Raw genomic sequence first — 12,478 nt, forward strand, 5'->3', positions numbered from 1 at the left:
TTCCATTCCATTTTATTACAGCACCATTCCAAAAAAAAGCCATAAAAAACACACCTGGCCGCTACTGCGGAAAGAGCAGCAGCAGCCCGGCAGCGGCTGGCGTCAATATCATTGATGCCTTCAGTACGTTTTTGGGGGCATAGCCTGTGAATTTTGCACCGATATAAGCGCCTGTCATGGTGCCGAGAAGCACTTGCAGAAGCAACAGATAGTCGAGATAGCCTTCGGACTGATACCCGAGTCCTCCTCCTGCCGCAATAGGCAGTATAACAAGCATCGTCGTACCTATCGACTGCCTGATTGTAAGGCCGAGCATGATCAGCAGGCCAAGCTGGATGAAGGGTGTTGAACCGATCCCGAACGTCCCCGATAATACGCCGGTTATAAGCCCCAGGATGACCGCTTTTACAGCCAGCTGAACAGACAGCTTGTCCCTTCCTGCTTCCTGGTCAGTGAGATTCTTGGTTATGTACAATCTGACCATGAGCAATATGGAGGACAGGAACAGCATGCCTGCCGTCAGCCAATGGAGTGATTCCACAGGTATTCCTGCAGCGAGCTGTGAGCCCCCGTATGCACCAAAAGCACCGGCGATCCCTGTCACAAGCCCTGCTTTGACCGCCATATTCCCTTCTCTGTAATGGCTGTAGGCTCCTGACAAACTTGTGAAAATCATTGCCGTTAGTGATGTTCCTAAAGCGATATGGATCGGCACATCAAACACCAGCGTCAAGATAGCGATGATAAAGCCGGCCCCGCCGGCCCCGATAAATCCCAGCAGCATGCCCATCAGCAGCATCGTTAAAGTTATGGCCATAATACTCTTCCTTCCTTTTTCCATCCTTTATTATACATATATCTCTTTGAAAAATAAGAAAAGAAGGCCCCGGCCAGGAGCCTCCTTCTAATCTTTTCCTAATAAAAGAACAATCCCACAAGCGATACGGCCATCGAACTCAATCCAGCAACCAAAAAGGCATAAAGCAGTACTGTTGAAGCGCCAGCCTTAAATTCCTGCCATTTATAGTCACTGCTTACCATGCTGTCAGTTCGTTCCATGGCGTTGGAACGGGGAAATAGGCTTGTCCCGATTGCGCGGAATCCGCTGAAGAACAGTGATAGAAATCCAGTTTTAAAGATGATGATGATGACGGCTGCAGAAAGCCCCGCTATACCTGCGATGAATGATAGATTGATCCAGTCAAGCAGGGGCAGGATTCCCGTCACCCGAATACTGATCCAAATGCAGGCTATCAGCAGAAAACCTGTTATCTTCCATTTCATAAGTTGTCCCCCAGACTGTTTTTCTATCATTATAGCAGGAACTTGCAGAAGCTGGCAGCTTTCGCCTTCCCTCTTTATTCTGAAACTTTCTTTGTCCACTTGAGAGCCGGATAACGGTTGAAGGGATATACGACTCCTTCAAATTTAGGTGATGTCAGGTACGTATTTGTGTAATGATATACCGGCATGAATGGCATTTCTTCCATCAGGATTTTTTCAGCATCATGCAGTAGCTGATAGCGCTTGGCTTCATCCTGCTCCACTTTTGCCTGGGCAATCAGTGAATCGTATTCTTCGTTGACCCATTGTGTACGGTTGTTAGGGCTGTCTCCCAGGTAATAGTCGAGGATGACAACAGGATCAAGAAGGACACCGATCCAGCCCATGCGGGCCATTTGGAAATTATGCTGCTTTGTTGTATCAAGGTATGTCTTCCATTCCTGATTGGCCAGCTTGATGTTAACGCCGAGATTCTTTTTGACCATTTCCTGAACAGCTTCACCGATTTTCTTATGGTTTTCGGCTGTGTTGTAAAGAAGAGTGACTTCAGGAAGGGTTGTCCAGCCTTCTTCTTTCATTCCTTCTTCAAGAAGCTTTTTCGCTTCATCTGCATTTTCGTCGAAATATTCTCCGCCGGCTTCACGGAAATCTCCGTCAGGTGTTTCAACACCAGGCGGCACGAAAGCAAAGGCTGGAGTCTCGCCTGCTTTTGTGATATTCTCCGAGATAGCTTCACGGTTTATGGCCATGGCAAACGCACGGCGGACTTTAGCATTGGTGAATGGCTCTTTTTCTACATTGAACATATACATATATGTTCCGAAATAAGGGACTTCCTGATATTCCTCGTTTTCTTTTTCCTGGGCAAGTGCATCTGTCGGAAGTGTCTGGATCAGATCAAGTTCACCAGTTTTATACATCTGATAGTATGTGGTTGCATCATTGACCATTTTCCAGGTAACCTTCTCAAGACTTACCGTCTTGTTATCCCAATAGTTCTCGTTCTTTTCTGCGACGGCTTCGCTGTCATGCTTCCATGAAGTAAATTTGAACGGTCCGTTGCTCACATATCCTTCAGCATCGGCAGCCCAATTTTTGTTTCCTTCAGCAAGCTCTTGCTTAACCGGATAGAAAGTCCACATTGTCAGCAGCTCATCGAAATATCCCAGCGGCGCATTCAGCTCTACGACAAGTGTTTTGTCATCCTTAGCTGTGACGCCGACTTCTTCTGCGCTTCCATTTCCTTTGTTATAGTCCTCTGCACCTTTAAGATAATAAAGATAAAATGCAAAGGAACTGCCTGTGTCAGGATTCAGAAGGCGTTTCCATGCGTATTCGAAATCACCGGCTGTGACTGGTGTCCCGTCTGACCATTTCGCATCATCACGCAGGGTGAAAGTGTATGTTTTTCCATCATCAGATACTTGGGCGTCCTTCGCTGTGCCAAGTACCGGCTTGCCATCCTTGTCCTTTGTATAAAGGCCTTCAAAAATATGATCCAGAATCCAGCCTGATGTTGTATCTGTTGCAAGAGCCGGATCCAAATCTGGCGGCTCGCTCATTGCATTCAGCACAATCTCCTGTTTAACATCTTCCCCGCTTCCGCTGCCGGAAGCTCCTTCACCGCCGCTGCAGCCCGCTAAAGCTGAAGAGACAAAAAGGGCTGCGGCAATGCCTGATAGCCATTTCTTCATATTCCATTCCCCTCTCATCTAATTTATTTATCTTATCCTCTCTCAATCCTGCAAAGAGGTGAAGATCAAATGTTGTACAAGTGGCAGGCTGTCCAGTGGCCAGGCTTTACTTCCTTCCATTCCGGCACTTTCTGGGCACAGATGTCCATTGCGTGCGGACAGCGCGTCCGGAAACGGCAGCCGCTCGGCGGATTAACCGGACTTGGAGGATCACCCTGAAGTGTGATGCGCTCCCTCTTTGCAGCGGCAGGGTTTGCCACCGGGATTGCCGAAAGAAGAGCCTGTGTGTATGGATGGAGCGGTTCGGCAAAAAGCTCGCGGCTCTCGGCCAGCTCCATCATCTTCCCAAGATACATGACACCGATCCGGTCGCTGATATGCTTGACCATCCCCAGGTCATGGGCGATGAATAAATATGTCAGCCCCTGCTCCTTTTTCAGGTCCTCCAGAAGATTGATAACCTGTGCCTGGATACTGACATCAAGCGCCGAGATCGGCTCATCGGCAACAATGAATTTCGGGTCGACAGCAAGCGCCCTGGCAATGCCGATGCGCTGGCGCTGCCCGCCGCTGAACTCATGGGGATAACGTTTGGCATGTTCCGGGCGCAGGCCTACCCTTTCAAGAAGGTCATAAATCCTTTCCTGGCGCTCTTTTCCCTTGGCCAGTTTGTGGGCATCCATGCCTTCGGCGATAATATCGCCGACTCTCATACGCGGATTAAGGGAAGCATGGGGATCCTGGAAAATGATCTGCATTTCCCTGTTGACCGCCTGCATCGCCTTTTTATCAAGCGACTCTACGTCCCTGCCGTTATAAATGATTTTCCCCTCTGTTGGCTTCTGAAGTCCGACGATGGTTTTGCCGAGCGTTGATTTTCCGCTTCCGCTTTCACCGACAAGGCCGAAGGTTTCGCCTTTTTTTATGGAAATCGTGATATCATCGACTGACTTTACCGTCTGGTCTTTTTTAATTTTGAAATATTTTTTCATAGCTTCTATTTCTAAAAGTGTTTCAGCCATTTTCATTCCCTCCCTGCTGCAACGAAGTCTTCGGCCTTAGGGGCCCTTGGGTCATTCAGCCAGCATTTGGCCTGATGCCCATTTTCCTCTCCAAATGCTGGCGGCATTTGCTGCAGGCAGATTTCCATTGCATATTTGCATCTTGGTGCAAAAGGACATCCCTTTGGAGGCGAAAATAAATCCGGCGGGGAGCCTTCAATCGGCACGAGCCTTTTCTTATCAGGAGAGTCTGTGTCCGGAATCGACTCAAGAAGTCCCCAGGTGTAGGGATGCTTAGGATTCTCGAAAATTTCAGCGACAGTTCCGCTCTCGATCATCATCCCAGCATACATGACAATCACACGCTGGGCCGTTTCAGCGACCACTCCCAAATCATGCGTGATTAATATAATAGAAGTATTTGTTTTTTTCTGCAGATCCTTCATCAGATCCAGCACCTGGGCCTGGATCGTTACATCAAGTGCAGTGGTAGGCTCATCTGCGATCAGAAGCTCCGGATTGCAGGCAAGGGCAATGGCTATCATGGCACGCTGCCTCATCCCCCCGCTGAATTCGTGCGGATACTGGCTGTACCGCTCTTCAGGATTTGGGATGCCGACGAGTTTGATCATCTCGATTGCCTTTTCTTTTGCTTCTGTTTTTCCCAGCTTTTGATGGATGAGAAGGCCTTCTTCTATCTGCTTGCCTATTTTCATTGTCGGATTTAAGGAAGTCATTGGATCCTGGAAGACCATGCTGATCTTCGAGCCTTTGATTTTTTGCATTTCCCTTTTGGAGATTTTCAGCAAATCCTTATCCTGAAAAAGTACTTGCCCATTCTTTACTTTTCCGGGAGGAGTGGGTATCAGCCCCATGATCGTCTGGACAGTCACGCTTTTTCCGCTTCCGCTTTCTCCTACGATTGCCAGTACCTCGCCTTTATCGATATGAAAGGAAACGTCCCGGACTGCCTTTACCTCTCCTCCGTATGTCTTGAAATTAACTTCGAGGTTTTTCACTTCCAGTAAATGGCTCATCTGTCATGCCTCCTATTTCCGTACTCTTGGATCCAGCGCGTCCTGAAGTCCGTCACCGAATGCATTGAATGCAAACATTGTCAGGGAAATCATCAGCCCCGGGAAAAACAGCCTCCACCATTGTCCGCTCAGGATGACACCCAATGCATCATTGGCCATCGTCCCCCAGCTTGCAAATGGGGCTTGAACACCCAATCCAAGGAAGCTGAGAAAAGATTCGGCAAAGATGGCCTGCGGGATTGTAAATGTCAGATTGACGATTATGATGCCCATCGTATTTGGCAGCAGATGGCGCATGATGATTTTCCCGTGGGAGGTCCCCAATTTTTCTGCTGCCATGACATATTCCTGTGACTTCAGCTGAAGGATCTGACCCCTGATGATCCTGGCCATCCCGACCCAGCCTGTGACAGACAGGGCAATGATAATGGTTGTGACGCCAGGTTCCATGATGACCATAAGCAGGATGACGACGAGCAGATAAGGGATGCCGTAAAGAATCTCAACAAGCCTCATAAGCAGGCTGTCCACCCGGTCTCCGAACTTCCCTCTCCCGGCCATATAGCCGCTGATCCCGCCTACCGCTACACCGAGAATCAGGTCGATGATGGCTGCGGCAAAACCGATAGTCAAGGACACCCTTGCTCCGTACCAGGTACGCGTCCACATATCCCTCCCCAGATCATCTGTCCCGAACCAATGCTCTGAAGATGGGGCAAGATTGCCTTTAGTCAGATCCTGGTCAGAAGGGCTGTACGGGACAAATGATGGTCCGAAAGCCGCAAGGAGGATGATAACCAAAAGGAGGCTGAAGCCAAGCAATGCCAATTTATTTCTTACAATATTCAGTGCCGTTTCCTTCCAGACGCTCAAGGACGGCCTCTGGGTTTCATCATGGCTCTTTTTATCGGGCGATACAGGCCTGAACAGGAGCTCTTCTGATTGTTTCGGCTGCATGTTTATTCCCCTCCGCTCGATAGTTTTATTCGTGGGTCGATCAGCCTGTAGGAAATATCAATTAAAAACAGGGTGATGACAAGAATGGCGCTGAAGAAAATCGTTGTCCCCAGGATAACGGGATAATCCCTGTTGAAGATACTGTCAACGAAATAGCGGCCGATTCCAGGTATGGCAAAGATTTTTTCAATAACAAAGGTACCGGTGATCAGCGCAACAAATAATGGGCCGATAAAGGAAACGACCGGCATGATGGCATTCCGGATACCGTGCTTAAGTACAAGCTGGAACGTGGAAAGCCCCTTTGCATTGGCGGTCTTTATATAGTTCTGGTTCATGACCTCAAGCATGCTCGAACGCATGAATCTTGCGATGACTGCAAGCGGGGTCGCAGCCAGTGCGAGTGACGGGAGGATTGTATGCTGCCATGTTCCCCATGAAGCAACAGGCAGCAGCCTCCAATCCACCGCAAAATATTTAATCAGGAGCGGCGCCAGGATGAAGCTTGGGACAGAGATGCCGATGATGGCAACCATCATGCTCGCATAATCAATGAACCTGTTATGATTCAGTGCCGCTATGATCCCAAGCGACAGCCCGAATATCAAAGCGATTGTGATGGACTGGATACCCAGGAGTGCTGAAGCCGGCGCTCCTTCTGCGATGATTGAATTGACGCTCCTCGTTTCCGACTGGATGGACGGCCCAAGGTCACCTATCGCAAGATTTTTCATAAACAGCGCATATTGTACAGGCAGCGGTTCATCCAAATTGTATTTGGCCCTGATATTCTGGAGAACTTCCTCAGGCAGCACATCGCCGTCTGAAGCAAATGGATCCCCGGGTATGAATTTCATTATGACGAATGTCAGTGTAGCGATTACCCAAATCGTTAAGAGCATGATGAGGAATCGTTTGACTATGTACATTTGCTCACCTCCACAGCATTGAAGGAGCAGTAGAGCTCCTTTTTCTTTTTACGCATTTACCTGGCCCAGGACTCCATTGGTAGCAGTCATTGCTATGATGACGCAGCCCCACATATGCTTATAGGCAGTGACCATATCATCGCAAGTAAACTTGATTCTTTTTGGCCCTATCAATTCAACTGTCGGGAGGGTTGTTGTCATTTTTGCCTGCTGCGGCCCCTTCATTTCGATTTCAAATGTTACCGGCCCTTCCGTCTCGACGGCCTGCTGGTCCTTTGCCTTTTTAACGGCTGCCTCAGCCTTGGCCCTGATTTCTTCTCTTGCTTTCTCAGGATGGATCAGTTCGGCCGCGAACCTGTCAACAGCCCTCTTCGTCACGGCCCCTTCTACATGTGGAAGTGTTTCCTGCACTTCTTTTACATAAGCGTCATCACCGGAAACAAAGATTGCCGGGACGCCGAATGCTCCTGCCACCATTGTGTTCATTTCTGTTTCACCGACAATTTTTCCGTTGATTTTCATTTCGTTCACACAAATGCCTGCAAGTGTATGAGAAATGACTGTCAGATCAGAACCGCCTTCCCTGCCATGGTGGCCGACGAACATGATTCCGCTGAACGTCCCATCCAGGCCTTCCAGCTGGCACATGACCCGGTTGTTCCCTGAAACAAGGCGGGCACGCGGATCCATTTCTTCAATAATGATATTAGACATATTGCCATGGCCGTCCGCCACGACCACTTCCTCTGCCCCTCCATTGAAAGCTCCTTCAATTGCTGCGTTCACATCGGCTGTCATAAGCTTCCTGAACCGCTGGTATTCTGAGTTTGTTTTTAGCTGCTGGTTTGTCGCTACTCCTGAGATGCCTTCCATGTCTGCCGAGATAAATATTTTCATTAAATATCCTCCTAAATGAATAATCATTCATTATTTTAATTTTTCAGTCTTTTTAAACTGGGTTTTAGGCAAGTCAGCCTTCCCTCTTAAAAAGGGAAGGTCTGATCTTCAGTCAGATTCCTGATAAATGCTGTGACAAGATCTTTAGTTGCAATCAGGTCGCCGATATCTGCAACCTCAACAGGTGAGTGTGCATAGCGGGATGGAATGGAAAGGACGCCAGTCGGGATTCCCTTATTGGCATAATTGACCGCTCCTCCATCTGTTCCGATGCCCGGAAATACTTCAAGCTGGTACGGAATCTTGTTTTCTTCAGCCAGTCTTATTAACAGGTCTTTCACCGTCTTATGTACAATCAGGCTGAAATCCATGACCTTGATGCCAGTGCCTCTTCCAAGTCCGAGGCTTCCATCCATTGTTTCTTCCGGCGTATCACTGACTGCGGTAGTATCAACTGCTATAGCCGCGTCAGCCTGCAGATGCTCAGAAGCTGTTTTTGCCCCCCTGAGCCCGACTTCCTCCTGGACAGCAAAAAGGAAAATAAGCTCACCGGCAAAGGAACCATCCTTGACCTCTTCCAGAGATTCAAGCAATACAGCGCAGCCTGCCCTGTCATCCAGTGCCTTGGAGCGCACCCGCTGCTTTTTTTCCGGCCCAAACACCTGAAATTCTGTTCCCCAGGTTACCGGTGTGCCGATCCCGACTCCCATTTCTGCTGCTTCCTCAGGTGAAGAAGCGCCAATGTCAATGTACATCTGCGTATGCTTCCTTACCTTCCCAGGGTCGTCAAATTTTGCATAGTGAGCAGAAATCGTGCCGATCACACCGCTCACTTCCCCTTTGCTTCCCATCACCCTGACAGGCTGGGCAAGCATGATGCGGTCATCATTGCCGCCAAGCTTCTCGAAGCGGAGAAGGCCGTTTTGTTCAATTTTTTTGACGATGAATCCCACTTCATCGATATGGGCTGTCAAAACAATTGTTGGACCCGGTTTGTCCCCTTTTTTCCTGGCAATCACATTGCCGATCGGATCAATGGTGACGGAATCTGTTTTATCTTCAAGGTATTCTTTTAAAAAATAGGACACAGAATGCTCGTACCCGCATGGACCGGATAGTGACGTCAACTTTTTTAAAATCTCCAGCATAATATCTCTCCTATCTATTTGGCTTTCAAATGAATTCAAAGGTATTTTTAAACACTTCAAGCTGGACAATGCTGTTCACTTCTGTGATATCCTCCAGGCCATTCAGCCTGAGCAGCAGATCTGTTATCTCATCCTGGCTCGGCACCGCGATCTGGACTAGAAGCGAATATTGTCCGGATGTCAAGGTAACATACCTGATTTCCCGGAAGGTTTTCAGTTCGTCAATCACTTTATGTATGCTCTGCGGCCTAACTTTCAGCTGAATGATCGCGCCTGCCTTTAATCCAAGGGCGATTGGGTTCACTACCCCGACCACTTCAAGGATGTGATTGTCAATCAGATTCTTATAGCGCAGCCTGACTGTTTTTTCGGTCACATTCATTTTGCCGGCGATCTCTGTAAATGACATTCTTCCGTCTTTGGAGAGCAGCTTGATAATACCCCTGTCCAGCTCATCAATTTCGTATTTCATAAATTACCTCCTTTCGGTATGAGATTTTAATATAAGTAAGAAAAACGGAAATGCAAATTCAATATATGTACCATTTACAATATTTAAAAAATATTTTATTATCGAAAAAAGGAATTAAGGGTAATTATAGAAAAAGAATTTTCAGAAATCAACATTTTTTATTAAAAAAGGAGCGAAAAAATCATGTTAGCGATTACAAACGCAAAAGTTTTTGATGGAACAGGGAAAAAATATGAAAATGCCAATCTTCTTATTCAGGACGGGAAAATTCAAAGATTAGGAGAAGATCTTGAAATCGGGGAAGAATATACAGTCATTGATGCAGCAGGCAAAATTGTCACTCCAGGTTTGATTGACGTACATACTCATCTGGGTGTGCATGAAGAAGGTGTGGGTAAAGAGGGGCAGGATTTCAATGAAACAAGTGCTGCTGCCACTGCCCAGGTAAGAGCCATCGATGGGATCAACCCGATGGAGAAAGGCTTTGAGGATGCAAGGCGCTTTGGAATCACTACGGTTCAGGTAATGCCGGGCAGCGCCAATGTCATTGGCGGAGAGATGATCGTCCTGAAAACTGCCGGGCAAATCATTGATGATATGGTTATCAGAAACCCTTCCGGCCTGAAAGCGGCAACCGGAGAAAACCCGAAAAGATTCCATGGCGGAAAAGGCATCATGCCGACTACCAGGATGGGGGTAGCCTCGATTCTGCGCGAAAAATTCATTGAGGCACAAAGCTACATCGAAAACCGCAAAGCCGGAAAAGCAGACAGGAAACTAGAACTTGAGAACATTGCTAAGGTGCTTAATAAAGAAATCCCGCTTCGCGTCCATGCGCACCGGGCCGATGACATTATTACCATCTTAAGGCTTAAAAGGGAATTCGGCTTTGACCTGACCATCGAGCATTGCACAGAAGGCCACCTGATTGCCCCATTCATTGCCAAACATGATGTCCGGGTTTCCGTTGGCCCGACCATGTCCTCCCGATCCAAAGTTGAGCTTGCGGATAAAGGCTGGCATACACTTCCTGCCCTTGCAGAAGAGGGAATAGCATTTTCCCTTACCACTGACCACCCTGTCGTAGGAATCGAGCACCTGATGACCAGCGCCATTCTGGCTGTCAAAAACGGCCTGAGTGAAGAGCAGGCACTAGAAGCGACTACGATTAATGCGGCAAGGCATCTCGGAGTCGAGGATCGTGTCGGATCGCTCGAACCTGGCAAGGACGCCGACTTTGTCATCTGGAGCGGGGATCCATTTGACTTGCGTTCCTCCGTTGAGGAAACTTATATCAACGGGGAGAGAGTCTGAACCAGGCGGTTAGTCTTTTTTGCCGGCAATTCTGCTGTAGGGTGATTGGCAGGCTGACTGTCCAGAAATGGTATCTTCGTATCCAGGAATCTCACAGGCAAATTGGGCGGCGCTGCCAAAGGCCCCCCACTAACAGCATTTATTAAGCCGATGAATAGAAAACATCGGCTTTTGAGCTGGTTCACAATCGGTTCTTTGCCAAAGGTTATGCCGGCCACAAGATTATTTCCCCTTTTGAAAAGCATGCTGTTTTTGTTTCAGCAAACGTCAAATAGCCGCCATACACAGCGATCAACTGTTTTGGCGGCCAGCCTGTCTTCCGTAAAACGCCCTTTTTATAACTAGACGGCTACTGACTTTTTATCTGCTTTCTTCTCTCTGAGCCTTTTAATATCAAGGCGGATCAATAATGAAACAGTAAGTGCAACGGCAAAGAGCCCTGTGAAAACATAGAGGCTTTGAGAATAGCTCCCTGTCGTTTCCCTTACCCAAGAAGCGAACATCGGTCCGGCCAGGCCGGCCGCAGCCCACGCTGTTAAAATATATCCGTGGATGGCGCCCAGCTGTTTTGTCCCAAACAAATCCCCGATGTATGCCGGGATGGAGGCAAAGCCTCCGCCATAGCATGTGTATATGATGGCAAGGATGATCTGAAACAGCAGCGGATTATCAACCATGGTGACAAGCGGAAAAGCAATGATCTGGATCAGGAAAAAGAGCGTATAGGTATTGGGCCTGCCGATATAATCGGAGATCGAAGCCCACCCGATCCTTCCTAATCCATTAAAAGCGCCCAGAACACCGACAAGGGCTGCTGCCGCTGCTGCTGTAAGTCCGATGCTTTCCTGTGCGAGAGGAGAAGCAGCAGAAATAATGGCTATGCCGCAGGTGACATTGATGAAAAGCATGATCCAGAGAAAGTAGAATCTTTTCGTTTTCACTGCCTCATTGGCTGTGAGCTGCGATAAATCTTCCCTTCCCCCACCCTTGCCATCCCCTTTTCCTTCAAACCCTTTCGGCACCCAGCCTTCTTTTGGAGGAGCCAAATAGAGAGAGGCAGCGATCATAATAATAAAGTAGGAGATCCCAAGGATATAGAAGGTGCTTGCAATCCCCACGGAATTGATGAGGCTCTGCATGATCGGGCTGCTGATAAGGGCAGCAAAACCGAATCCCATGATAGCAAGCCCCGTCGCAAGTCCGCGGCGGTCAGGGAACCACTTTACGAGAGTTGAAACAGGAGCAATATAGCCCACACCCAGACCAATGCCTCCAAGTACTCCATAAGAGATGTATAATAGCATTAAAGATTCCATTTGGATCGCAAGCCCTGATCCGGTTATTCCTGCGCCGAAAAAAACGGCAGCCAATATCCCCGCTTTGCGCGGACCATATCTTTCTACAAAGTGGCCCAGGAATGCAGCTGATAGGCCCAGGAATAAAATTGCCAGGCTGAAAGTAAAGCTGACCTCTGTCAAATCCCAGCCAAACTCGCTGACAATCGGCTTGGTGAAGACACTCCAGGCATATACAGACCCGATCGATATATGGATTCCCACTGCCGAGGCCGCGATCAGCCACCTGTTTTTGGTTTTTTCCATCACTCCATCTCCCTCCTCTAATTAGAAAACCCTTTCATAACAAGCATTGCTATATTCCCTTAAAAGCTTCACTCCAAACAGAATAGTCATAATATTTAGATGTTTTTTAGAGAATGGCAAGGCGATGCCCTGTATTCGGCGCTG

Annotated in this window: 12 protein-coding genes; 1 reads left to right on the forward strand and 11 read right to left on the reverse strand. The window is 48.1% G+C overall.

Annotated features, from left to right (window positions below; all coding sequences use genetic code 11):
- Nucleotides 1–61: 61 nt before the first annotated feature.
- The 10 genes from CYJ37_RS05290 to CYJ37_RS05335 form a co-directional block, all read right to left on the reverse strand.
- Entirely contained in the window at nucleotides 62–817 is a 756-nt protein-coding gene (locus CYJ37_RS05290) for a sulfite exporter TauE/SafE family protein (protein ID WP_165352579.1), read from the reverse strand.
- Nucleotides 818–915: 98 nt separating this feature from the next.
- Nucleotides 916–1,284, reverse strand: coding sequence for a DUF3899 domain-containing protein (locus tag CYJ37_RS05295; RefSeq protein ID WP_157638556.1), 369 nt, complete (start codon nucleotides 1,282–1,284; stop codon nucleotides 916–918).
- A 74-nt stretch (nucleotides 1,285–1,358) separates the two neighbouring features.
- Entirely contained in the window at nucleotides 1,359–2,978 is a 1,620-nt protein-coding gene (locus CYJ37_RS05300; RefSeq protein ID WP_101548338.1) for a peptide ABC transporter substrate-binding protein, read from the reverse strand.
- Nucleotides 2,979–3,043: 65 nt separating this feature from the next.
- Entirely contained in the window at nucleotides 3,044–4,000 is a 957-nt protein-coding gene (locus CYJ37_RS05305; RefSeq protein WP_009795621.1) for an ABC transporter ATP-binding protein, read from the reverse strand.
- A 2-nt stretch (nucleotides 4,001–4,002) separates the two neighbouring features.
- Complete coding sequence (locus CYJ37_RS05310) at nucleotides 4,003–5,016, reverse strand: ABC transporter ATP-binding protein (RefSeq protein WP_009795620.1); 1,014 nt, start codon at nucleotides 5,014–5,016, stop codon at nucleotides 4,003–4,005.
- Between the two features lie 12 nt (nucleotides 5,017–5,028).
- Nucleotides 5,029–5,973 carry an ABC transporter permease gene (locus CYJ37_RS05315; protein WP_101548339.1) on the reverse strand — a complete coding sequence of 315 codons (945 nt, stop codon included), beginning with the start codon at nucleotides 5,971–5,973 and terminating at the stop codon, nucleotides 5,029–5,031.
- Nucleotides 5,974–5,975: 2 nt separating this feature from the next.
- Nucleotides 5,976–6,902: an ABC transporter permease gene (locus CYJ37_RS05320; RefSeq protein WP_022544046.1), complete on the reverse strand. Its 927-nt coding sequence runs from the start codon at nucleotides 6,900–6,902 to the stop codon at nucleotides 5,976–5,978.
- Between the two features lie 48 nt (nucleotides 6,903–6,950).
- Nucleotides 6,951–7,799 (reverse strand): M55 family metallopeptidase, encoded by an 849-nt coding sequence (locus CYJ37_RS05325; RefSeq protein ID WP_022544047.1) that lies wholly within the window; start codon nucleotides 7,797–7,799, stop codon nucleotides 6,951–6,953.
- Between the two features lie 86 nt (nucleotides 7,800–7,885).
- Nucleotides 7,886–8,947: a M42 family metallopeptidase gene (locus tag CYJ37_RS05330; RefSeq protein WP_094768933.1), complete on the reverse strand. Its 1,062-nt coding sequence runs from the start codon at nucleotides 8,945–8,947 to the stop codon at nucleotides 7,886–7,888.
- A gap of 25 nt (nucleotides 8,948–8,972) precedes the next feature.
- Nucleotides 8,973–9,419, reverse strand: a complete 447-nt coding sequence (locus CYJ37_RS05335) for an Lrp/AsnC family transcriptional regulator (RefSeq protein WP_009795615.1) — start codon at nucleotides 9,417–9,419, stop codon at nucleotides 8,973–8,975.
- A gap of 183 nt (nucleotides 9,420–9,602) precedes the next feature.
- Between CYJ37_RS05335 and CYJ37_RS05340 the strand changes: the two genes are divergently transcribed.
- Nucleotides 9,603–10,733, forward strand: a complete 1,131-nt coding sequence (locus CYJ37_RS05340; protein WP_101548340.1) for an amidohydrolase — start codon at nucleotides 9,603–9,605, stop codon at nucleotides 10,731–10,733.
- A gap of 341 nt (nucleotides 10,734–11,074) precedes the next feature.
- Here the strand turns inward: CYJ37_RS05340 and CYJ37_RS05350 are convergent, their stop codons facing one another.
- Nucleotides 11,075–12,334, reverse strand: coding sequence for an L-lactate MFS transporter (locus CYJ37_RS05350; RefSeq protein WP_101548342.1), 1,260 nt, complete (start codon nucleotides 12,332–12,334; stop codon nucleotides 11,075–11,077).
- Between the last annotated feature and the right edge of the window lie 144 nt (nucleotides 12,335–12,478).

The organism is Bacillus sp. UMB0728 (genome assembly GCF_002858875.1).
GTDB classification, from domain to species: Bacteria; Bacillota; Bacilli; order Bacillales; family Cytobacillaceae; genus Bacillus_AB; species Bacillus_AB infantis.